The 22,934-nt window shown below is 68.0% G+C and carries 17 protein-coding genes, 3 rRNA genes and 1 pseudogene; 16 read left to right on the top strand and 5 right to left on the bottom strand.

Annotated features, from left to right (window positions below; genetic code table 11):
• The first annotated feature begins 1 nt into the window (after position 1).
• The gene (locus B0675_RS35175; RefSeq protein WP_081223642.1) at positions 2 to 436 is read left to right on the top strand and encodes an NfeD family protein; all 435 of its coding nucleotides are present in this window, start codon (positions 2 to 4) and stop codon (positions 434 to 436) included.
• A 130-nt stretch (positions 437 to 566) separates the two neighbouring features.
• Positions 567 to 1,529: an SPFH domain-containing protein gene (locus B0675_RS35170; RefSeq protein ID WP_081223641.1), complete on the top strand. Its 963-nt coding sequence runs from the start codon at positions 567 to 569 to the stop codon at positions 1,527 to 1,529.
• 60 nt (positions 1,530 to 1,589) lie between these two features.
• Here the strand turns inward: B0675_RS35170 and B0675_RS35165 are convergent, their stop codons facing one another.
• From B0675_RS35165 to B0675_RS35155, 3 genes are all read right to left on the bottom strand, one after another.
• Positions 1,590 to 2,096, bottom strand: coding sequence for an HNH endonuclease (locus B0675_RS35165; protein ID WP_081223640.1), 507 nt, complete (start codon positions 2,094 to 2,096; stop codon positions 1,590 to 1,592).
• A gap of 144 nt (positions 2,097 to 2,240) precedes the next feature.
• Positions 2,241 to 2,780, bottom strand: coding sequence for a YbhB/YbcL family Raf kinase inhibitor-like protein (locus B0675_RS35160; RefSeq protein ID WP_081223639.1), 540 nt, complete (start codon positions 2,778 to 2,780; stop codon positions 2,241 to 2,243).
• Between the two features lie 49 nt (positions 2,781 to 2,829).
• Entirely contained in the window at positions 2,830 to 3,615 is a 786-nt protein-coding gene (locus tag B0675_RS35155; RefSeq protein WP_081223638.1) for a sporulation protein, read from the bottom strand.
• 213 nt (positions 3,616 to 3,828) lie between these two features.
• Between B0675_RS35155 and B0675_RS35150 the strand changes: the two genes are divergently transcribed.
• The 6 genes and pseudogenes from B0675_RS35150 to B0675_RS41615 all read left to right on the top strand — a co-directional run bounded on the left by B0675_RS35150 (position 3,829) and on the right by B0675_RS41615 (position 12,878).
• Entirely contained in the window at positions 3,829 to 4,470 is a 642-nt protein-coding gene (locus B0675_RS35150) for a DNA-3-methyladenine glycosylase (RefSeq protein WP_081223637.1), read from the top strand.
• Between the two features lie 636 nt (positions 4,471 to 5,106).
• Positions 5,107 to 6,632: ribosomal RNA gene (locus B0675_RS35140) — 16S ribosomal RNA — on the top strand.
• A gap of 315 nt (positions 6,633 to 6,947) precedes the next feature.
• A 23S ribosomal RNA gene (locus tag B0675_RS35135) occupies positions 6,948 to 10,069 on the top strand.
• Positions 10,070 to 10,202: 133 nt separating this feature from the next.
• A 5S ribosomal RNA gene (gene rrf / locus B0675_RS35130) occupies positions 10,203 to 10,319 on the top strand.
• The 16S, 23S and 5S rRNA genes sit together here, the layout of an rRNA operon.
• 123 nt (positions 10,320 to 10,442) lie before the next feature.
• Positions 10,443 to 11,354 (top strand): annotated as a pseudogene (locus B0675_RS42625) (tetratricopeptide repeat protein); the annotation flags it as partial.
• 588 nt (positions 11,355 to 11,942) lie between these two features.
• Positions 11,943 to 12,878 (top strand): hypothetical protein, encoded by a 936-nt coding sequence (locus tag B0675_RS41615; RefSeq protein ID WP_193791575.1) that lies wholly within the window; start codon positions 11,943 to 11,945, stop codon positions 12,876 to 12,878.
• 111 nt (positions 12,879 to 12,989) lie between these two features.
• Here the strand turns inward: B0675_RS41615 and B0675_RS35115 are convergent, their stop codons facing one another.
• Complete coding sequence (locus tag B0675_RS35115; protein WP_081223636.1) at positions 12,990 to 14,282, bottom strand: DUF1015 domain-containing protein; 1,293 nt, start codon at positions 14,280 to 14,282, stop codon at positions 12,990 to 12,992.
• Between the two features lie 72 nt (positions 14,283 to 14,354).
• On the opposite strand from B0675_RS35115, the gene B0675_RS35110 reads away from it, so the two are divergent.
• The 4 genes from B0675_RS35110 to B0675_RS35095 all read left to right on the top strand — a co-directional run bounded on the left by B0675_RS35110 (position 14,355) and on the right by B0675_RS35095 (position 18,505).
• Entirely contained in the window at positions 14,355 to 15,383 is a 1,029-nt protein-coding gene (locus B0675_RS35110) for an HAD hydrolase-like protein (RefSeq protein WP_081223635.1), read from the top strand.
• A gap of 103 nt (positions 15,384 to 15,486) precedes the next feature.
• On the top strand, positions 15,487 to 16,530 hold the full coding sequence (locus B0675_RS35105) for an iron chelate uptake ABC transporter family permease subunit (RefSeq protein WP_081223634.1): 1,044 nt from the start codon (positions 15,487 to 15,489) through the stop codon (positions 16,528 to 16,530).
• A gap of 11 nt (positions 16,531 to 16,541) precedes the next feature.
• Positions 16,542 to 17,621 (top strand): iron chelate uptake ABC transporter family permease subunit, encoded by a 1,080-nt coding sequence (locus B0675_RS35100; RefSeq protein ID WP_081224059.1) that lies wholly within the window; start codon positions 16,542 to 16,544, stop codon positions 17,619 to 17,621.
• Positions 17,618 to 18,505, top strand: a complete 888-nt coding sequence (locus B0675_RS35095) for an ABC transporter ATP-binding protein (protein ID WP_081223633.1) — start codon at positions 17,618 to 17,620, stop codon at positions 18,503 to 18,505. The genes B0675_RS35100 and B0675_RS35095 overlap by 4 nt, the downstream gene beginning before the upstream one ends.
• Here the strand turns inward: B0675_RS35095 and B0675_RS35090 are convergent.
• The gene (locus B0675_RS35090) at positions 18,489 to 18,836 is read right to left on the bottom strand and encodes an SCP2 sterol-binding domain-containing protein (RefSeq protein WP_081223632.1); all 348 of its coding nucleotides are present in this window, start codon (positions 18,834 to 18,836) and stop codon (positions 18,489 to 18,491) included. The genes B0675_RS35095 and B0675_RS35090 overlap by 17 nt on opposite strands.
• Before the next feature lie 42 nt (positions 18,837 to 18,878).
• Between B0675_RS35090 and B0675_RS35085 the strand changes: the two genes are divergently transcribed.
• From B0675_RS35085 to recN, 4 genes are all read left to right on the top strand, one after another.
• Positions 18,879 to 19,190 (top strand): hypothetical protein, encoded by a 312-nt coding sequence (locus tag B0675_RS35085; RefSeq protein ID WP_081223631.1) that lies wholly within the window; start codon positions 18,879 to 18,881, stop codon positions 19,188 to 19,190.
• Between the two features lie 7 nt (positions 19,191 to 19,197).
• The gene (locus B0675_RS35080; RefSeq protein WP_081223630.1) at positions 19,198 to 20,013 is read left to right on the top strand and encodes a TlyA family RNA methyltransferase; all 816 of its coding nucleotides are present in this window, start codon (positions 19,198 to 19,200) and stop codon (positions 20,011 to 20,013) included.
• Positions 20,010 to 20,915 carry an NAD kinase gene (locus B0675_RS35075; RefSeq protein WP_081223629.1) on the top strand — a complete coding sequence of 302 codons (906 nt, stop codon included), beginning with the start codon at positions 20,010 to 20,012 and terminating at the stop codon, positions 20,913 to 20,915. Before B0675_RS35080 ends, B0675_RS35075 begins: the two co-directional genes overlap by 4 nt.
• Before the next feature lie 150 nt (positions 20,916 to 21,065).
• The gene (recN, locus tag B0675_RS35070) at positions 21,066 to 22,796 is read left to right on the top strand and encodes a DNA repair protein RecN (RefSeq protein ID WP_081223628.1); all 1,731 of its coding nucleotides are present in this window, start codon (positions 21,066 to 21,068) and stop codon (positions 22,794 to 22,796) included.
• Positions 22,797 to 22,934 lie beyond the last annotated feature (138 nt).

Below are 22,934 nucleotides of genomic sequence, written 5' to 3'. Positions count from 1 at the left end.
CGTGGACGACATCGACGCATGGGTGTGGTGGCTGATCGGCGCCGCAGGACTGGGCATCCCGCTCGTGGTGACGGCGATGCCGGAGTTCGGCATGTTCGCCGTGGGAGCCGTCGCCGCGGCGGTCACCGCGGGTCTCGGTGCCGGAATCGTCGTCCAGGTCCTCGTCTTCGTGGCCGTGTCGGTCGCCCTCGTCGCCGTCGTACGGCCCATCGCGGCCCGGCACAGCGCACAGCGCCCCCAACTCGCCTCCGGCGTCGACGCGTTGAAGGGCAGGCAGGCCGTCGTCCTGGAGCGCGTCGACGCCTCGGGCGACGGCAGGATCAAACTCGCCGGAGAGATCTGGTCGGCACGCGCCCTCGACGCCGGACAGGCCTACGAGGTCGGCCAGGAAGTCGATGTGGTGGACATCGACGGAGCCACGGCGATCGTCATGTGACCTCGGACAACGCAAGTGAACCGAACGCCCCACGCGGCAGACGACGTTCTGTCAGACTCGTCCAGCAAGATCTTCAACAGCCATAAGATCTTTCGGAATTACCGAGTGGAGAAGGGTACGGGGAGCATCGATGGAACCGATCATCATCGTCCTGATCATTCTGGTGGTGTTGGTCTTCATCGCCCTGATCAAGACCATCCAGGTCATCCCACAGGCCAGCGCCGCCATCGTCGAACGCTTCGGCCGCTACACGCGGACACTGAACGCCGGCCTCAACATCGTCGTCCCGTTCATAGACTCGATCCGCAACCGCATCGACCTCCGTGAACAGGTCGTCCCCTTCCCGCCCCAGCCGGTGATCACCCAGGACAACCTGGTCGTCAACATCGACACCGTCATCTACTACCAGGTCACCGACGCGCGCGCCGCGACGTACGAGGTCGCCAGCTACATCCAGGCGATCGAGCAGCTCACCGTCACCACGCTGCGCAACATCATCGGCGGCATGGACCTGGAGCGGACCCTGACCTCCCGCGAGGAGATCAACGCGGCCCTGCGCGGGGTCCTCGACGAGGCCACCGGCAAGTGGGGCATCCGCGTCAACCGTGTCGAGCTCAAGGCGATCGAGCCGCCCACCTCCATCCAGGACTCGATGGAGAAGCAGATGCGCGCCGACCGTGACAAGCGTGCCGCGATCCTCACCGCGGAAGGCATCCGGCAGTCGCAGATCCTCACCGCCGAGGGCGAGAAGCAGTCCGCGATCCTCCGCGCCGAGGGTGAGGCCAAGGCCGCGGCCCTGCGCGCCGAGGGCGAGGCCCAGGCCGTCCGTACGGTCTTCGAGGCCATCCACGCCGGAGACCCGGACCAGAAGCTCCTCTCCTACCAGTACCTCCAGATGCTCCCGAAGATCGCCGAGGGCGACGCCAACAAGCTCTGGATCGTGCCCAGCGAGATCGGCGACGCCCTCAAGGGCCTGAGCGGCGCCATGGGCAACTTCGGTGGTCTGGGCGGCGGTTCGGGTTCCGGCAACAGCGGATCGTCCGGAAACTCCGGCGGCAGGGAACGCCGCGAGAAGCCGTCCATCACGGACTGACGCCGTACGACATCGGGGCCCACCTCCTGGTACGGAGGTGGGCCCCGGTCGTTCACGACGCTACGCGGCGGGCTGCGCCAGCCACTCGGGAAGCGCCTTGAAGTCGTCCTGGCCGAGCGCCAGCAGCATGGCGTCCGCCGGTGTCGGCTCGAACGGCTGCCGCAGCAACGGCATCTCGGCCTGCTCCGGCGTACGGTCCGCCTTGCGGTGGTTGTCCTCGGCGCACGAGGCCACCGTGTTCAACCACGAGTCCTGACCACCCTGGGCCCGCGGCACCACGTGGTCCACGGTGGTGGCACGGCGACCGCAGTAGGCACAGCGGTGCCGGTCACGTATCAGTACACCCCGCCTCGACCACGGCGCTTGTCTTCGGAACGGCACCCGGACATAGCGGCAGAGCCTGATCACCCGGGGCACGGGGATGTCCAGGGCGGCCCCGCGCATACGCAGTTCGGGGTGGGCCTGCTCGACGACGGCCTTGTCCGTCAGCACCAGAACGACGGCCCGGTTCAACGTCACCGTCGACAGCGGCTCGAAGCTCGCGTTCAGTACCAGCGTGTCCCGCATGCAGCCCACCTCCTCTTGCGCACCGGCCCACCTGCGGCGGGCTGGGATCAACTTTGGCCGGGCACGACGAGATGGACAACGCAATAAAAAATGCCCGCCCCTGATCACTTCCAAGACCAGAGGCGGGCAAACGTTCCGTGAACGTCAGTCTTCCGCGGGAGCCGCGTACTCACCGACGAGCTGGGCGCGCGCCAGCGTGTGGAACCGCAGGTTGAAACCGACCACGGCCGGCGACGCGTCCGCGTCGGGGCCGAGCTTCTCCTGGTCCACGGCGTACACGGTGAACACGTAGCGGTGGGCGGGGTCCCCGGGGGGCGGCGCGGCGCCGCCGAAGTCCCGCGACCCGTAGTCGTTGCGGGCCTGGACGGCGCCCTCCGGCAGCCCCTCGAAGGTGCCACTGCCCGCACCCACCGGCAGCTCCGTGACGGAGGCCGGGATGTCGAACACGACCCAGTGCCAGAACCCGCTGCCCGTCGGGGCGTCCGGGTCGAAGCAGGTCACGGCGAAGCTCTTGGTCTCCGCCGGGAACCCCTCCCAGCCGAGCTGGGGAGAGGTGTTCCCGGCGGCCTGGACCTGCGCGTCCTTCAGCACGGCCCCCGGCGCGACGTCCTCGCTGGTGACCGTGAACGCCGGCACCGGCGGATGGAAAGCGTGCGGGAGCGGCGCCCTGTTGAGCTCGGTCACGTCATACCTCCTGAACGGCGGAATCTGTGAGTCCGAGCCTAGGACAGTCCTAGAACCAACTGCGCTTGCTGCCGACCTCGGACAGCCACTGGTTCAGGTACCCGGCCCAGTCCGTGCCGTGGAAGTCCTGCAGACCCACCTGGAAGGAGCGGAAGGAGTCGCTGCCCTCGCTGAAGAGGCCCGGCTTCTTGTCCATCTCCAGGATGACGTCCATCGCGCGGTCGTCCGCGACGAAGCTCAGCTCGACCTGGTTCAGCCCGCGGTACTGCGACGGCGGGTAGAACTCGATCTCCTGGTAGAACGGCAGCCGCTGACGCGTGTTCCGGATGTGGCCGCGCTCCATGTCCGCGCTCTTGAAGCGGAAGCCGAGCTGGATGAACGCGTCGAGGATGGCCTTCTGCGCGGGCATCGGGTGCACGTTGATCGGGTCGAGGTCACCCGAGTCGATCGCGCGGGCGATCTCCAGCTCGGTGGTCACCCCGATGTTCATGCCCCGAAGGCTCTGTCCGTCGATCATGGTGATCGGCGTCTCCCACGGGATCTCGAGCCCGAACGGCACCGCGTGCACGGCGCCGGCCTGCAGCTCGAAGGCCCCGCCGAGCCGCACCTTCGCGAAGTCGATGTTCTGCTTGTACTCCTGGTCGTCGTGGCCCTCGACCTCGACCCTGGCCTGCAGGCCGACCGACAGACCTTCGATCGCCTGGTCGACCGATCCGCCCTGGATCCGCACCTCACCCTGGACGACGCCGCCCGGAACGGTGTTCGCCTCGGTCAGCACCGTCTCGACCGAAGCCCCACCGGCCCCCATGCTCGCAAGCAGCCGCTTGAACCCCATGTCACTTCCTCCCCAGGCAAAGCCTGTTCCGTCCTGTGTCCGTGTGGATCCCTTGATCCCTACAAACGCGATCCGGCCCCGACCGGTTCCGTGTCCTCACCCTTCCAAGAGAGAGGACACCTGACCACCCCGCCGACAGCCGTCCCTCAGTACGGCGTGCACCGCAGCCACCGTCGCCCGGCGGACCGGACGGCTGGACTACGCTCGGACGCCATGATCGCGGCCCCTGACCGTACGCCCCTGACACGGGACTTCTTCGACCGCCCCGTACTGGAGGTGGCCCCCGACCTCCTGGGGCGTCTCCTCGTGCGCGACACCCCGGAGGGCCCCATCGAACTGCGCCTCACGGAGGTGGAGGCGTACGACGGACCGGACGACCCTGGCTCACACGCCTACCGTGGCCGCACGGCCCGCAACGGCGTGATGTTCGGTCCACCCGGTCACGTGTACGTCTACTTCACCTACGGCATGTGGTTCTGCATGAACCTGGTCTGTGGCCCCGAGGGCAGGCCCAGCGGTGTCCTGCTCCGGGCCGGCGAGGTCACGGTGGGCGCGGAACTGGCCCGCAGACGTCGACTCTCGGCCCGGAACGACAGGGAACTGGCCAAAGGACCGGCCCGCCTCGCGACGGCACTCGACGTCGACCGAGCACTCGACGGTACGGACGCCTGCGGTCCCCAGGGCTCGCCCGTGACCATGCTGACCGGGACACCCGTGCGTTCCGACCAGGTGAGCAGTGGCCCGCGGACCGGGGTCTCGGGTGACGGAGGCGTCCATCCCTGGCGGTTCTGGATCGCCAACGACCCGACAGTGAGCCCCTATCGAGCCCACGTGCCCCGTAGGCGCCCAACTTGACTCGCCCTTGCGGGAACCGTAATGTAGCCCGAGCCGCTTGACCCGGGTACGGCGTTCAGCCAGCAGCCGGAAGTGGCCAACCCACTACCTACGTCTTCCCCTCCGCCGGGGTCTCTTCGGCATGTCACCATGCCCGAATTCGAACTCGCGGAACTCGATTATGAGTCACCGAGGGAATCCGCTAACGTAGTGAATGTCGAAAGGCCGACGAAACGCGAAAGCTTTCAAAGGCCCAAAGACAACCCCGGCCGACCGGGAATCAGGCCCGAAAGGATCTGATAAAGTCGGACTCGCCGGAAAGGGAAACGCAAAAGCGAAAACCTGGAAAGCGCCGAGGAAATCGGATACGGAAACGGTCTGATAGAGTCGGAAACGCAAGACCGAAGGGAAGCGCCCGGAGGAAAGCCCGAGAGGGTGAGTACAAAGGAAGCGTCCGTTCCTTGAGAACTCAACAGCGTGCCAAAAATCAACGCCAGATATGTTGATACCCCGTCTCCGGCCGTTCGGTCGGGACGAGGTTCCTTTGAAAAAGTCCTGCCCCTCGGGGTAGGCGCACAGCGAGGACGCTGTGAACGACCGGTCCTATTCCGACCGGTTGTTCCGCTCTCGTGGTGTCGTCCCGATTACGGGAAAACATTCACGGAGAGTTTGATCCTGGCTCAGGACGAACGCTGGCGGCGTGCTTAACACATGCAAGTCGAACGATGAAGCCCTTCGGGGTGGATTAGTGGCGAACGGGTGAGTAACACGTGGGCAATCTGCCCTTCACTCTGGGACAAGCCCTGGAAACGGGGTCTAATACCGGATAACACTCCTGCCTGCATGGGTGGGGGTTAAAAGCTCCGGCGGTGAAGGATGAGCCCGCGGCCTATCAGCTTGTTGGTGAGGTAGTGGCTCACCAAGGCGACGACGGGTAGCCGGCCTGAGAGGGCGACCGGCCACACTGGGACTGAGACACGGCCCAGACTCCTACGGGAGGCAGCAGTGGGGAATATTGCACAATGGGCGAAAGCCTGATGCAGCGACGCCGCGTGAGGGATGACGGCCTTCGGGTTGTAAACCTCTTTCAGCAGGGAAGAAGCGAAAGTGACGGTACCTGCAGAAGAAGCGCCGGCTAACTACGTGCCAGCAGCCGCGGTAATACGTAGGGCGCAAGCGTTGTCCGGAATTATTGGGCGTAAAGAGCTCGTAGGCGGCTTGTCACGTCGGTTGTGAAAGCCCGGGGCTTAACCCCGGGTCTGCAGTCGATACGGGCAGGCTAGAGTGTGGTAGGGGAGATCGGAATTCCTGGTGTAGCGGTGAAATGCGCAGATATCAGGAGGAACACCGGTGGCGAAGGCGGATCTCTGGGCCATTACTGACGCTGAGGAGCGAAAGCGTGGGGAGCGAACAGGATTAGATACCCTGGTAGTCCACGCCGTAAACGGTGGGAACTAGGTGTTGGCGACATTCCACGTCGTCGGTGCCGCAGCTAACGCATTAAGTTCCCCGCCTGGGGAGTACGGCCGCAAGGCTAAAACTCAAAGGAATTGACGGGGGCCCGCACAAGCAGCGGAGCATGTGGCTTAATTCGACGCAACGCGAAGAACCTTACCAAGGCTTGACATACACCGGAAAGCATTAGAGATAGTGCCCCCCTTGTGGTCGGTGTACAGGTGGTGCATGGCTGTCGTCAGCTCGTGTCGTGAGATGTTGGGTTAAGTCCCGCAACGAGCGCAACCCTTGTTCTGTGTTGCCAGCATGCCCTTCGGGGTGATGGGGACTCACAGGAGACTGCCGGGGTCAACTCGGAGGAAGGTGGGGACGACGTCAAGTCATCATGCCCCTTATGTCTTGGGCTGCACACGTGCTACAATGGCAGGTACAAAGAGCTGCGAAGCCGTGAGGCGGAGCGAATCTCAAAAAGCCTGTCTCAGTTCGGATTGGGGTCTGCAACTCGACCCCATGAAGTCGGAGTTGCTAGTAATCGCAGATCAGCATTGCTGCGGTGAATACGTTCCCGGGCCTTGTACACACCGCCCGTCACGTCACGAAAGTCGGTAACACCCGAAGCCGGTGGCCCAACCCCTTGTGGGAGGGAGCTGTCGAAGGTGGGACTGGCGATTGGGACGAAGTCGTAACAAGGTAGCCGTACCGGAAGGTGCGGCTGGATCACCTCCTTTCTAAGGAGCACTTCTTACCGAGTCCTTCGGGGCGAGGTCAGAGGCCAGTACATCGGCGAATGTTCGATGCTGGTTGCTCATGGGTGGAACGTTGATTATTCGGCACTCAAGTCATCTCGGGCTGCAAGTACTGTTCTTCGGAGCGTGGAAAGCTGATCACGAGTGGCGAGGGTGTCGGGCACGCTGTTGGGTGTCTGAAGGTACGGCCGATGGTTGGCTGCCTTCAGTGCCGGCCCCAGTGAACTCCGGTGGTAACCGGGGGTGATGGGTGGTTGGTCGTTGTTTGAGAACTGCACAGTGGACGCGAGCATCTGTGGCCAAGTTTTTAAGGGCGCACGGTGGATGCCTTGGCACCAGGAACCGATGAAGGACGTGGGAGGCCACGATAGTCCCCGGGGAGCCGTCAACCAGGCTTTGATCCGGGGGTTTCCGAATGGGGAAACCCGGCAGTCGTCATGGGCTGTCACCCACTGCTGAACACATAGGCAGTGTGGAGGGAACGCGGGGAAGTGAAACATCTCAGTACCCGCAGGAAGAGAAAACAACCGTGATTCCGGGAGTAGTGGCGAGCGAAACCGGATGAGGCCAAACCTTGTATGTGTGAGACCCGGCAGGGGTTGCATGCAGGGGGTTGTGGGATCTCTCTTTCACAGTCTGCCGGCTGTGAGGCGAGTCAGAAACCGTTGATGTAGGCGAAGGACATGCGAAAGGTCCGGCGTAGAGGGTAAGACCCCCGTAGTCGAAACATCAACGGCTCGTTTGAGAGACACCCAAGTAGCACGGGGCCCGAGAAATCCCGTGTGAATCTGGCGGGACCACCCGCTAAGCCTAAATATTCCCTGGTGACCGATAGCGGATAGTACCGTGAGGGAATGGTGAAAAGTACCGCGGGAGCGGAGTGAAATAGTACCTGAAACCGTGTGCCTACAAGCCGTGGGAGCGTCGGATATGTGCTTGCACATGTCTCGTGACTGCGTGCCTTTTGAAGAATGAGCCTGCGAGTTTGCGGTGCGTTGCGAGGTTAACCCGTGTGGGGAAGCCGTAGCGAAAGCGAGTCCGAATAGGGCGATTCAGTAGCGCGCTCAAGACCCGAAGCGGAGTGATCTAGCCATGGGCAGGTTGAAGCGGCTGTAAGAGGTCGTGGAGGACCGAACCCACCAGGGTTGAAAACCTGGGGGATGACCTGTGGTTAGGGGTGAAAGGCCAATCAAACTCCGTGATAGCTGGTTCTCCCCGAAATGCATTTAGGTGCAGCGTCGTGTGTTTCTTGCCGGAGGTAGAGCACTGGATAGGCGATGGGCCCTACCGGGTTACTGACCTTAGCCAAACTCCGAATGCCGGTAAGTGAGAGCACGGCAGTGAGACTGTGGGGGATAAGCTCCATGGTCGAGAGGGAAACAGCCCAGAGCATCGACTAAGGCCCCTAAGCGTACGCTAAGTGGGAAAGGATGTGGAGTCGCACAGACAACCAGGAGGTTGGCTTAGAAGCAGCCACCCTTGAAAGAGTGCGTAATAGCTCACTGGTCTAGTGATTCCGCGCCGACAATGTAGCGGGGCTCAAGCGTACCGCCGAAGTCGTGTCATTGCAGCAATAGGGCCAACGCCTGCTGTGATGGGTAGGGGAGCGTCGTGTGCCGGGTGAAGCCGCGCCGTAAGGCAGTGGTGGACGGTTCACGAGTGAGAATGCAGGCATGAGTAGCGATACACACGTGAGAAACGTGTGCGCCGATTGACTAAGGGTTCCTGGGTCAAGCTGATCTGCCCAGGGTAAGTCGGGACCTAAGGCGAGGCCGACAGGCGTAGTCGATGGATAACCGGTTGATATTCCGGTACCCGCTGTGAAGCGTCAAACATCGAGCCCATTAATGCTAAGGCCGTGAAGCCGCCCTGATCTCTTCGGAGTTGAGGGGAGTGGTGGAGCCGCCGGCCCAAGGTGGTAGTAGGTGAGTGATGGGGTGACGCAGGAAGGTAGTCCATCCCGGGCGGTGGTTGTCCCGGGGTAAGGGTGTAGGACGTTGTCCAGGTAAATCCGGACAGCACATAGTCTGAGACCTGATGCCGAGCCGATTGTGGTGAAGTGGATGATCCTATGCTGTCGAGAAAAGCCTCTAGCGAGTTTCATGGCGGCCCGTACCCTAAACCGACTCAGGTGGTCAGGTAGAGAATACCGAGGCGTTCGGGTGAACTATGGTTAAGGAACTCGGCAAAATGCCCCCGTAACTTCGGGAGAAGGGGGGCCATCACTGGTGATCCGATTTACTCGGTGAGCTGGGGGTGGCCGCAGAGACCAGCGAGAAGCGACTGTTTACTAAAAACACAGGTCCGTGCGAAGCCGTAAGGCGATGTATACGGACTGACGCCTGCCCGGTGCTGGAACGTTAAGGGGACCGGTTAGTCACTCTTCGGGGTGGCGAAGCTGAGAACTTAAGCGCCAGTAAACGGCGGTGGTAACTATAACCATCCTAAGGTAGCGAAATTCCTTGTCGGGTAAGTTCCGACCTGCACGAATGGCGTAACGACTTCTCGACTGTCTCAACCATAGGCCCGGTGAAATTGCACTACGAGTAAAGATGCTCGTTTCGCGCAGCAGGACGGAAAGACCCCGGGACCTTTACTACAGTTTGATATTGGTGTTCGGTTCGGCTTGTGTAGGATAGCTGGGAGACTTTGAAGTCATGGCGCCAGCCATGGTGGAGTCGTCGTTGAAATACCAGTCTGGTCGTGCTGGATGTCTAACCTGGGTCCGTGATCCGGATCAGGGACAGTGTCTGATGGGTAGTTTAACTGGGGCGGTTGCCTCCTAAAGAGTAACGGAGGCGCCCAAAGGTTCCCTCAGCCTGGTTGGTAATCAGGTGTTGAGTGTAAGTGCACAAGGGAGCTTGACTGTGAGACCGACGGGTCGAGCAGGGACGAAAGTCGGGACTAGTGATCCGGCGGTGGCTTGTGGAAGCGCCGTCGCTCAACGGATAAAAGGTACCCCGGGGATAACAGGCTGATCTTCCCCAAGAGTCCATATCGACGGGATGGTTTGGCACCTCGATGTCGGCTCGTCGCATCCTGGGGCTGGAGTCGGTCCCAAGGGTTGGGCTGTTCGCCCATTAAAGCGGTACGCGAGCTGGGTTTAGAACGTCGTGAGACAGTTCGGTCCCTATCCGCTGTGCGCGTAGGAATATTGAGAAGGGCTGTCCCTAGTACGAGAGGACCGGGACGGACGAACCTCTGGTGTGCCAGTTGTCCTGCCAAGGGCATGGCTGGTTGGCTACGTTCGGGAGGGATAACCGCTGAAAGCATCTAAGCGGGAAGCCTGCTTCGAGATGAGTATTCCCACCCCCTTGAGGGGTTAAGGCTCCCAGTAGACGACTGGGTTGATAGGCCAGATCTGGAAGGCGGGTAACCGCTGGAGGTGACTGGTACTAATAGGCCGAGGGCTTGTCCTCAGTTGCTCGCGTCCACTGTGTAGTTCCCAGACAACGAACGGTTGTGCTGGCTGAACAGTTCCACTTAATTGAAAAGTGTGCTTGTTCGCTGCCCGTTCGAGACCTCTCTTTATCGAGAGGTGTCTGACAGGGTTTCGGTGGTCATAGCGTGAGGGAAACGCCCGGTTACATTCCGAACCCGGAAGCTAAGCCTCACAGCGCCGATGGTACTGCAGGGGGGACCCTGTGGGAGAGTAGGACGCCGCCGAACAATCTTTGGAGGACCCTTGGTCCCAGCGACTCGCTGGGACCAAGGGTCCTTTTGTTTTTCCGAAGCGCGCTGGGTACCCGGCTGCGCGAGAATGACTTGCGGTACCGATGACAGGAGTCACCCATGTCCACCAACTCTCCCGACGAGCGACCGGAGCGCGACGAGCGCCGTCGTGACAGTGGTGACCGCGGTGGCTACCGCGGGGCTCCGCGTCGAGACAACGACCGCCGTGACAACGACCGTGCCGGCTCCGGCCGTCGGGACGACCGTGGCGGCGATCGCGGTGGGGACCGTGGTGGTTTCCGTCGTGACGACAACCGTGGTGGCAGTGGTGGCGGCGGCTTCCGTCGTGACGACAACCGCGGCGGCGCCGGCGGCGGCCGGCCTCCGTTCCGGCGTGACGACCGTCCCACCGGCGGTCCGCGTCGCGACGACCGGCCGAGCGGTCCGCGCCGTGACGACCGCGACCGCGGTGGCTTCCGCCGGGACGGCGACCGTCCCGCCTTCAACCGTGACGACCGTCCGAGCGGTGGCCCGCGTCGCGACGACCGGCCCAGCAGCCCCCGCCGTGATGACGACCGCGGCGGCTTCCGCCGCGACGACCGCGGCGGCGATCGTGGTGGTTTCCGTCGCGATGACAACCGTGGCGGCAGTGCCGGTGGTGGTTTCCGTCGTGACGACAACCGCGGTGGTGGCAGCACGGGTGGCGGTTTCCGCCGTGATGACAACCGTGGTGGCAGCGCTGGCGGCGGTTTCCGTCGCGACGACCGTCGTGATGACCGAGGCGGCGATCGTGGTGGTTTCCGTCGCGACGATCGTCGTGATGACCGTGGCGGCAGTGCCGGTGGTGGTTTCCGTCGCGATGACAACCGCGGTGGCGGCAGCACCGGTGGCGGTTTCCGCCGTGACGATCGTCGTGATGACCGTGGCGGCGATCGCGGTGGGGACCGTGGTGGCTTCCGGCGTGACGACAACCGTGGCGGCAGCGACCGTCGGGGCGACGACCGCGGCTTCCGTCGTGACGGCGACCGTCCGGCCTTCCGCCGTGACGACCGTCCGAGCGGTGGTCCGCGTCGCGACGACCGGCCCAGCAGCCCCCGCCGTGACGACGACCGCGGCGGCTTCCGCCGCGACGACCGTCGGGACGACCGCGGTGGGGACCGTGGTGGTTTCCGTCGCGATGACAACCGGGGTGGCGGCGACTTCCGTCGCGACGAGCGCAGGGACGACCGTCGGGACGACCGCGGTGGCGATCGGGGCGGGTTCCGTCGCGACGACCGCGGTGACTCCCGTCGCGATGACCGCGGTGGGGATCGTGGCGGGGAGCGTGGTGGTTTCCGTCGTGACGACAACCGTGGCGGCAGCGACCGTCGGGGCGACGAGCGCAGGGACGGCGACCGTCCGGCCTTCCGTCGTGACGACCGACGTGACGACCGCGGCGGAGACAACCGGGGTGGTGGCTTCCGTGGCCGCGACGACCGCGGCCGCGGTGGACCGCAGCGCGACGACCGGGGTGGGCGTCCCTCCGGCTTCCGCGGCCGGGACGACCGCGGCGGCGACGACCGCCGTGGCGGCGGACGCTACCGCGACGAGCGGGAGCGGGACCGCGAGCCGATCAAGCGGCTGCCGATCCCGGACGACGTCACGGGCGACGAGATCGACAAGGACGTACGACAGGAGCTCCAGAGCCTGCCGAAGGGGCTTGCCGAGGAGGTCTCCCGCAACCTGGTGATGGTCGCCCGGCTGATCGACGAGGACCCCGAGGGCGCCTACGCGTACTCGCGGATCGCCCTGCGGCTCGCGTCCCGCGTCGCCGCCGTGCGTGAGGCGGCCGGGTTCGCCGCGTACGCCAACCAGAAGTTCAGCGAGGCCCTCGCCGAGTTCCGTGCCGCGCGGCGGATGACCGGCAGTGTCGAGCTGTGGCCCGTCATGGCGGACTGCGAGCGCGGTCTCGGCCGGCCCGAGAAGGCACTGGAGATGGCCGGCGCCCCCGAGGTGCAGAAGCTGGACAAGGCCTCGCAGGTCGAGATGCGGCTCGTCGCGGCCGGTGCCCGGCGTGACATGGACCAGCTCGACGCGGCCATCGTCACTCTCCAGAGCCCGGAGCTCGCGTCGAACTCCGTCCAGCCCTGGAGCGCGCGCCTGCGGTACGCCTACGCGGACGCGCTGCTCGCGGCCGGCCGTGAGGGCGAGGCCCGTGAGTGGTTCGCCAAGGCTGTCGAGTCCGACAAGGACGGCAGCACGGACGCCTCCGACCGGCTCGCCGAGATGGACGGTGTCGAGTTCGTCGACGCGTTCGCCGAGGACGAGGACGACGAGGACGGCGAGGGCGCGCAGGTGACGGTCTCCGAGGAAGCCGGCACCCGCGTGCCGGCCGACGATGACGATGCCGCCGACGACGTGGACGACGTCGAGCTCGCGGATGTCGCCACGGACGACGTGGACGACGACATCGACGGCGGCGACCTGCAGGACGACGTGGACGACGAGGGCGACGACCTCGACGACGAGGACGGGGACGACAGCACGGGTGACGCTCCTGTGCGTCCTCGGAGCTGACGTCCGACACAGCGGTTCACCACATGGGCGGCGGGACTCCGGAAGGGGTACCTCCGCCCATGTGGCGTTTCAGGCGTCCTTGACGTCGTCCTCGCGGTGGGCCCGGGCGCGTCAGGAGGTGAGCGCGCGCAGGACCAGTCCCGAGGCCGGCTTGGGGCCGAAGGACGTCGACTTGCGGGGCATCGTGACGCCCTGACGGGCGAGATCGCGTACGACCTCCTCGCGGACGGGGTGCATCAGGACGGCCGTGCCGCCGTCCTGCTCGGCCTTCTCCACCGTGGCGACCGTGTCGTGGATGTACGCGATGTGCTCGGGCGAGTCCTCCGGGATGCCCCACACATGGTCGAGGAGCGTGGCGTGCAGGACCGTCGCGTCCAGGGTGCGCCAGGCCTCCGGATGGCCGGCCGGGATCGTACGGGCCAGGAGGTCCGGTGACGGGCGGTCGATCAGGTGGAAGGCGCCGTCCCCGGCGAGCAGGAAGGCGTTTCCGTCGGCGGCCGCCGACGCCAGGGACTCCAGAGCCTCCGCGAGGGGCACGTCGAGGCGGCGGACACGGAAGGTGTCTCCGACGGCGGCCAGGGCCTCCGCGACCGGCAGGCGGTGCAGCAGGCGGTGGATCGCCCGGACGCGCAGCGGGTAGCGGGCGGTGTCCACGAGGAGGACGAGGCCGTAGTCCCAGGGGCTCGGCGAGGCATGCTCCGCGCGTAGACGCAGATAGGTCGCCCAGCGGTGATGGCCGTCGGCGATCAGGGCCTGGTGGCGGCCGAGGTCCGCCCGGATCTCCGCGAGGCCGGCCGGATCCGTCACCGCCCACAGCCGGTGGCTGATGCCGTCCTCCGTGGTGGTGGCCAGCAGCGGGGGCAGCGTCGCGGTCTTCTCGACGACGGCGGCCGTGCCGCAGCCGGAGGCGTCGCCGCGATAGGTGAGCAGCAGCGGTTCGAGGTTGGCGGATGTGGCCCGCATCAGGTCCGCGCGGTCCGCGACGATGTGCGGCATCACGTCCTCGTGGGGCAGTACGACGCCGTCCGCCGGATCGGACAGCCGCAGCGTGCCGATCACACCGCGCTGCAGCAGGTCGCCGTCGCGCTGCTCGTACACGTACAGGCCCGGCTCGTTGTCGGTGGTCAGGACGCCTTCCGCCCGCCAGCGGCGCAGTGTGTAGGCGGCCTGCTGGTTGCGGGCGGCGGGCGAGTGGTCCTGCGGGAGGATCAGCCGCACGATGTTGTACGGGTCGGCGGATTCGAGTTCGAGCAGTCCGTCGGGCCGGACGATCACGTCGTACGGCGGGGATGTCACGGCGGCCAGGCTGCCGACCCGGTCGGGGTCGTAGCGCAGGCCTTGGAACGGGGTCAGCTCGAGGCCGTTCCGTGCCGGTGTTTCCTCCTCGGGACCCGCATAGTTCATTGAGGCATCGTAAGTGTGTCGGTGGCATGAGCGATGATCGGGGCAAAGGGATCGAACGAGGAGCGATGCGTAATGAGCCAGACCGTCAGGACGAGGCCCGAAGGCAGCAGTCAGGCCCTGAGAGAGGCGTACGACACGGCGCTGCTCGACCTGGACGGTGTGGTCTACGCGGGCGGGAACGCGATCGCGCACGCCGTGGAGTCCCTCGGGACGGCGAGCTCCGGCGGAATGCACCTCGCGTACGTCACGAACAACGCGCTGCGGACACCGGACGCGGTCGCCGAGCACCTCACGGAGCTGGGCATACCGGCGGCGGCCTCCGACGTGATCACCTCGGCGCAGGCCGTGGCGCGGCTCATCAGCGAGCAGGTGCCCGCGGGTGCGCGGGTGCTGGTCATCGGCGGTGAGGGCCTGCGGGTCGCGCTCCGTGAGCGCGGGCTCGAACCGGTCGACTCGGCCGACGACGAGCCGGTGGCGGTCGTTCAGGGGTACGGCGGTCCCGACCTGGTCTGGTCGCGGTTCGCCGAGGCCTGTTACGCCATCGCGCGCGGAGTGCCGTGGTTCGCCTCGAACACCGACCTGACGATCCCGAGCGCGCGTGGCATCGCGCCGGGGAACGGCGCGGCGGTGGAGGTCGTCCGGATCGCGACGGGCGCCGAGCCGCAGGTGGCGGGCAAGCCGCTGCCCCCGATGCACCGCGAGACGATTCTGCGGACCGGCGCGAAGCGGCCGCTGGTGGTCGGCGACCGGCTGGACACCGACATCGAGGGCGCGTTCAACGGCGAGGTGGACTCGCTGCTCGTCCTCACCGGGGTGACGGACGGCGCGCAGCTGCTGGCCGCGCCGCCGCGGCACCGGCCGACCTATGTGGACGCCGACCTCCGCGGGATGCTCACCGGTCAGCCGGAGGTCGAGGAGGCCGGCGAGGGGTTCCGCTGCGGCGGCTGGACGGCGAAGGCGGGGGACGAGGAGCTGGAGCTGTCGGGTGACGGCGAGGCCATCGACGGACTGCGGGCCCTGTGCGCCGCCGCCTGGACGGCCGCGGGGGAGTCCGGATGCGAGCTGGACGGGGGCAAGGCGCTGGCGCGGCTGGGACTCTAGAGCCGACGGACCGTCCGATGCGGGCGCTGACCCGGGCGTGGGTGCGTGGGCGGCACGCGGAGCCGGATCCAGAGCAAATGCGAGGGTAGGCTAACCTAACCTCGTGTTGGTCGACAGTCCTCCAGAACAGCGCGCGGAGACCGCCCCCGCGCCCCCGACCCGACGGGCGATACGCACCCTCGGACTCCTGCTCTCCGTAGGGCTCCTGGTGCTCGTCGCATTGGCGAGCATCGCGATCGGCGCGAAAGCGCTGCCGCTGGACCAGGTGTGGCACGGCCTGTTCCACGACTCGGGGACGTACTCCGATGTCGTGGTCGGCGACCGGATCTCGCGCACCGTCCTCGGTCTGCTCGTGGGGGCGGCGCTGGGACTGTCCGGTGCCGTTCTGCAGGCGCTCACCCGCAATCCGCTGGCCGACCCGGGTCTGCTCGGCATCAACGCGGGGGCGTCCGCCGCGGTCGTCACCGCGATCACCTTCTTCGGTGTCACCTCGCTGAGCGGCTACGTCTGGTTCGCCTTCGGCGGCGCGGCCGCCGTCGGCGCGCTCGTCTGGTTCCTGGGCGGCAGCCGGGGCGCGACCCCGGTGCGGCTCGCGCTCGCCGGTACCGCGATCAGCGCCGCGCTCTACGGCTATCTGCAGGCCGTGATGATCACGGACGACGCGGCGCTCGGCAAGATGCGCTTCTGGACGGTCGGTTCCCTCGCCTCGGCGACCGACTCGACGATCCGGCAGGTCGCCCCCTTCCTCGCCGTCGGCACCCTGCTGGCGCTGGCGCTGGCCCGGCCGCTCAACGCGATGGCCATGGGTGACGACACCGCCCGCGCCCTCGGCGCCCACCTCAACCGCACCCGCGCGCTGTCCATGGCAGCGGCGACGGTGCTGTGCGGCGCCGCGACCGCCGCCTGCGGGCCGATCGTGTTCGTCGGGCTGATGGTCCCGCACGTCGTCCGGTCCTTCACCGGCCCCGACCTGCGCTGGATCCTGCCGTACGCCACCGTCCTGTCGCCCGTGCTGCTGCTCGGCGCCGACGTCCTCGGGCGGATGGCCGCCCGGCCGGCGGAACTCCAGGTCGGCATCGTCACCGCGATCCTCGGCGGGCCGGTCTTCATCTTTCTCGTACGGCGACGGAGGACGGCGCAGCTGTGACGACCCCACGTATCCGAACCCCCCGCGCGCGCGGGGCAGGCCCCGCGCCGGTCACCCGACGCGTCCGGTCGGTCCGTACGGCGGGCGGGATCTCCGTCCGTCTCGACGTCCGCACGTCCGTCGTGGTCGCCCTGCTGCTGGTGGCCGCGGCCGCCGCGAGCGTGGTGCTCATCGGCACCGGCGACTTCCCGATCCCCGTCGCCGACGTCATCAGGACGCTGTTCGGCGAGGGCAACGCGAGCCAGGAGTTCATCGTCAACGACCTGCGGCTGCCGCGGGTCCTGGTCGGACTGCTGGTGGGTGCCTCGCTCGGACTCGGCGGCGCCCTCTTCCAGTCCATCTCCCGCAATCCGCTGGGCAGTCCCGACGTCCTCGGGCTCGGGCAGGGCTCCACGGCCGGCGCGCTCATCATGATCGTGCTGTTCTCGGGCAGTGCGACCGAGGTGGCCCTCGGCGCGCTCGCCGGAGGCCTCGTGACCGGTCTCGCCATCTATCTGCTCGCCTGGAAGCGGGGCGTGCACGGATACCGGCTGGTCCTCGTCGGCATCGGTGTCTCCGCGATCGTGACCGCGGTCAACGGCTATCTGCTCACCAAGGCCGACATCGTCGACGCGGCCCGCGCCGTCGTCTGGATGACCGGCTCCCTCAACGGCCGTGACTGGACACAGGTCTGGCCCCTGCTCATCCTCTGCGGCGTCCTCGTCCCGCTCGTCCTCGGCAACGCCCGCGGGCTGCGCATGATGGAGATGGGCGACGACGTGTCGTACGCCCTCGGCGTGCGCGTCGAACGCACGCGGCTGCTGCTGATGGTGGCGGCCGTGCTGCTCACCGCGGGTGCCACCGCCGCCGCCGGCCCGGTCGGCTTCGTGGCCCTCACCGCGCCCCAGCTGGCCCGCCGGCTCACGCGGTCGCCCGGCCCCAACCTGGTGCCGTCGATGTGCATGGGCGCGACCCTGCTCATCGTCGCGGACTGGGCCTCGCAGCGTGCCTTCGGAGCCGACCAGTTGCCCGTCGGTGTCGTGACCGGAGTCCTCGGCGGCGTCTACCTGCTGTGGCTCCTGGTCACCGAGCGCAAGGCGGGCCGGATATGAACCGCCCGGCGAGGACGACCCCCGTGACCGCGGACGAGAACATCCCAAGGAGCACTGTGAACCGCCTGTCCGCCGACAACGTCACCCTCGGCTACGACCAGCGCGTCATCGCGGAGAAGCTGTCGGTGGAGATACCCGACAACTCCTTCACGGTGATCGTCGGTCCGAACGCCTGCGGCAAGTCCACCCTGCTGCGCGCCCTTTCGCGCATGCTGAAGCCCTCCGAGGGCCGGGTGCTGCTCGACGGGCAGGCCATCCAGTCGATGCCCGCGAAGAAGGTCGCCCGCACCCTCGGCCTCCTGCCGCAGTCGTCGATCGCGCCCGACGGCATCACCGTCGGCGACCTCGTCGGCCGCGGCCGCTACCCGCACCAGGGCCTGCTGCGCCAGTGGTCCTCCGAGGACGAGCGGGTGGTCCAGGAGTCGATGGCCTCCACCGGGGTCGCCGAACTCGCCGACCGCTACGTCGACGAACTCTCCGGCGGACAGCGCCAGCGCGTGTGGATCGCCATGGCGCTCGCGCAGCAGACCCCGCTGCTCCTCCTCGACGAGCCGACGACCTACCTCGACATCCAGCACCAGATCGACGTCCTCGACCTGTGCGCCGAACTGCACGAGACACAGGGCCGGACCCTCGTCGCCGTGCTGCACGACCTCAACCACGCGGCCCGCTACGCCACCCACCTGATAGCGCTGCGCGACGGTGAGGTCATCGCCGAGGGCGCGCCGAACGACATCGTCACGGCCGGTCTGGTCGAGGAGGTCTTCGGCCTGCGCTGCCAGGTCATCGACGACCCGGAGACCGGGACGCCGCTGGTGGTGCCCGCGGCCCGCAGGGCCCGCGTGGCGGCCGTCGGGGCTTCGGCGGCTACAGGAGGGTCCTGAGCCGGAACAGGTCCCGCAGGCCCGCCTCCAGCTTCACCCGGCCCGAACCCCAGGCCTTCGCGAAGTTCAGCCGGCCGTCCACCATCGCCACCAGATCGTCGCCGGCCATGGCCAGACGGATCTGTGCCTTGTCCGGGGGCGGACCCTGGAGCGTGTCGAGCACCTCGATCCGGCCGTCCTTGAGGCGGCCCACGAAGGTGACGTCCAGGTCGGTGACACGGCAGCTCAGCGACCGGTCCAGGGCCGCCGCGCTGCGGACGTCCCCTTCCGCGCTCGCCATGGTGTCCGAAAGCTTGTCGAGTGCGGCGCGGCACTCCTCAATCGTGGCCATCGTGATCGACGGTACCGCAGCGCTTCGCGGTAGCGTCGGGGCATGAGCGACTCAGTTCCCGAGGGCGAGGTCCCGCAGGCCGCGACGCCCGCGGAGCCCGGCGCGCCCGCACCGGCACCGCCGGAACCGGCGTACGACCCCGCAGCACCGGCCCCGCTGAACGTCCCGCGCGTGCCCTCCGGCGACGCGGACGTCGACGCCCGGCTCGACCGGCTCGCGGACGCCGACCACCTCGCGACGGACGGGCACGTCGAGGTGTACGAGGATGTACACCGGGGGCTGCGCGACGTGCTCACCGCGCTCGACGCCCGCCCGGGACCTCCGGCGCCCCCATCGACGTACCCGAGGAGCTGAACCGAACGTGGCAGGAGTGGCGCGCCGACGCCTCGACGCCGAGCTGGTCCGCCGGAAGCTCGCCCGCTCGCGCGAGCACGCGGGCCAGCTGATCGCCGCGGGGCGGGTCAGCGTGGGCAAGACCCTCGCGACCAAGCCCGCCACCCAGGTGGAGACCGCGGCCGCGATCGTCGTCACGAAGGACGACAACGATCCCGACTACGTCTCGCGCGGCGGGCACAAGCTCGCCGGCGCCCTCGCCGCCTTCGTGCCCCTGGGCCTGAAGGTCGAGGGACGGCGGGCGCTCGACGCCGGCGCCTCCACCGGAGGCTTCACCGACGTGCTGCTGCGCGCGGGCGTCGCCCACGTCCTCGCCGTCGACGTCGGTTACGGACAACTCGCCTGGTCGCTGCAGAGCGATGAACGCGTCACCGTCAAGGACCGTACGAACGTACGCGAGTTGACGTTGGAGGCGATCGATGGGGAGCCCGTGGACCTTGTTGTCGGGGATCTGTCCTTCATCCCGCTCGGACTGGTGCTGCCCGCCCTCGTGCGGTGCGCGGCGCCGGATGCCGATCTGGTGATGATGGTCAAGCCGCAGTTCGAGGTGGGGAAGGACCGGCTGGGCAGCGGCGGAGTCGTGCGCAGCCCGGAGCTGCGCGCCGAGGCCGTGCGCGCGGTGGCGGGCCGCGCCCGCGAGCTGGGGCTCGGAGTACAGGGTGTGACCGCAAGCCCGTTGCCCGGACCCTCGGGCAACGTCGAGTACTTTCTGTGGCTGCGGGCCGGGGCACCCGACCTCGACCCGGCCGACGTTGACCGTGCAGTGGCGGAGGGGCCGCGTTGACACAGACCCGAGCTCGTACTGTTTTCCTGCTGGCCCACACCGGGCGTCCGGCAGCCATCCGCAGCGCCGAACTGGTCGTCGAGGGCCTGCTGCGCTCCGGGATCGGCGTGCGGGTCCTGGAGGCCGAGGCGGCGGACCTGCCGCTGCCCGACCAGGTGGAACTCGTCAAGGAGGCCACCCCGCAGTGCCTCGACGGCTGCGAGCTGCTCATCGTCCTCGGCGGTGACGGCACACTGCTGCGCGGCGCCGAGTTCGCCCGGGCCTCCGGGGTCCCGATGCTCGGCGTCAACCTCGGACGGGTCGGCTTCCTCGCCGAGGCCGAGCGCGACGACCTGGACAAGGTCGTCGACCGGGTGGTGACCAAGGCGTACGAGGTCGAGGAACGCATGACCGTCGACGTCGTCGTCCACCAGAACGGCGACATCGTGCACACCGACTGGGCCCTGAACGAGGCGGCCGTGCAGAAGGTGTCCGCCGAGAAGCTCCTCGAGGTGGTGCTGGAGATCGACGGGCGGCCCGTCACCGGGTTCGGCTGCGACGGGATCGTGTGCGCGACCCCGACCGGCTCGACGGCGTACGCCTTCTCCGCGGGCGGGCCGGTCGTCTGGCCGGAGGTCGAGGCACTGCTGATGGTGCCGATCAGCGCGCACGCCCTGTTCGCCAAGCCGCTGGTCACCTCGCCGGACTCGGTGCTCGCCGTGGAGGTGCTGCCGCACATCCCGCCCGGCGTGCTGTGGTGCGACGGGCGGCGCACGGTGGAGCTGCCCCCCGGCGCGCGCGTCGAGGTGCGGCGCGGGGCCGTGCCCGTACGCCTGGCGCGGCTGCACCACGCCTCCTTCACCGACCGGCTGGTCGCCAAGTTCGCCCTGCCGGTCGCCGGCTGGCGCGGGGCACCCCACTAGCGGTACGAGGACGACCGGGGCTCCGCAGGTGCGGAGCCCCACTCACGCGGGTGACAACGGCCTCTTTGTGCGGCCTTGTCACCTGCGCCTTCGCACCCGCGGGGCGGGGCCCGTCGCACACCCCGCCCCTGACCTCGTAAGGTCGTGTCCGTGTTGGAGGAGATGCGGATACGGTCGCTCGGAGTCATCGACGACGCGGTGGTCGAGCTGTCGCCCGGCTTCACCGCCGTGACCGGTGAGACCGGCGCGGGCAAGACGATGGTGGTCACCAGCCTCGGGCTGCTGCTGGGCGGGCGCGCGGACCCGGCCCTCGTACGGATCGGTGCCAAGAGCGCCGTCGTGGAGGGGCGGATCACCGTTCCCCCGGGCGGGACGGCCGTCGTACGGGCGGAGGAGGCGGGTGCCGAGCTGGACGACGGCGCGCTGCTGTTCAGCCGTACCGTTTCGGCGGAGGGGCGCTCACGGGCCCACCTGGGTGGACGCTCGGTGCCGGTGGGCGTGCTCGCCGAGCTCGCCGACGAACTCGTCGCGGTGCACGGGCAGACCGACCAGCAGGGTCTGCTCAAGCTGTCCCGGCAGCGGCAGGCCCTGGACCGGTACGCCGGCGACGCGGTCGCCGTGCCCCTCGCCAAGTACGCGGGCGCCTACCGCCGGCTGCGGGCGATCTCGGCCGAACTGGACGAGATCACCACCCGCGCGCGGGAACGCGCCCAGGAAGCCGACCTGCTGCGTTTCGGGCTCGAGGAGGTCGCGGCCGTGGAGCCGCGCGCCGGTGAGGACACCGAACTGGCGGCGGAGGCGGAGCGGCTCGGCCACGCGGAGGCCCTCGCCTCGGCCGCCACGGTCGCCCACGCCGCGCTCGCGGGCAATCCCGAGGACCCGGAAGGCATCGACGCGGCCACCCTCGTCGCGGGCGCCCACCGTGCGCTGGAGGCCGTGCGCTCGCACGACTCGGCCCTCGCCACCCTGTCCGGCCGGATCGGCGAGATCGCCATCCTGCTCGGCGACGTGGCGGGAGAACTCGCCGGGTACGCCGACGACCTCGACGCCGACCCGCTGCGGCTCGCGGCGGTCGAGGAGCGCCGCGCCGCACTCACCCAGCTGACCCGCAAGTACGGCACGGACATCGACGCCGTCCTCGCCTGGGCCGAACAGGGCGTCACCCGGCTCAACGAACTGGACGGCGACGACGACCGGCTCGGCGAACTGACCGCCGAGCGGGACGCGCTCCGTGCCGAACTGGGCGGACTCGCCCAGGCGTTGACCGACGCCCGGGCGGAGGCCGCCGAACGCTTCGCCGCCGCCGTCACCGCCGAACTGGCCTCGCTCGCCATGCCCCACGCGCGCGTCTCCTTCGAGATCCGGCAGGCCGACGACCCGGAGGGCGTCGAGGTCGGCGGCCGTACGGTGGCCTACGGCCCGGCGGGCGTCGACGAGGTGGAGCTGCTGCTCGCCCCGCACCCCGGTGCGCCGCCGCGGCCCATCGCCAAGGGGGCGTCGGGCGGTGAACTCTCGCGCGTGATGCTCGCGGTGGAGGTCGTGTTCGCGGGCACCGACCCGGTGCCGACCTACCTGTTCGACGAGGTCGACGCGGGTGTCGGCGGCAAGGCCGCCGTCGAGATCGGGCGCCGCCTCGCCCGGCTCGCGAAGACCGCGCAGGTCGTCGTCGTGACGCACCTGCCGCAGGTCGCCGCGTTCGCCGACCGCCAGCTGCTGGTCGAGAAGACCAACGACGGGTCGGTGACCCGCTCCGGCGTGAAGGTCCTGGAGGGCGAGGAGCGCATCCGCGAACTGTCCCGGATGCTCGCCGGCCAGGAGGACTCGGAGACGGCCCGGGCCCACGCAGAGGAACTCCTCGCAACGGCCCGCGCGGACGGCTGAGGCGGCCACCGCGCGGTTGCCGGCCGGCGGATCCGATGCCACCGCCGAGGGCTCGCCGACGACGGACCTCGTCCAAGGCCGGGGCGGCCGTCCGGCCGCTTCGCCGCTTCCGGGGGGAGGGGCGGAGCACGCCCCGTG

It is taken from the genome of Streptomyces sp. M41(2017), assembly GCF_002078175.1.
Classification (GTDB): Bacteria; Actinomycetota; Actinomycetes; order Streptomycetales; family Streptomycetaceae; genus Streptomyces.
This window is presented reverse-complemented; position numbering and strand designations above follow the sequence as displayed.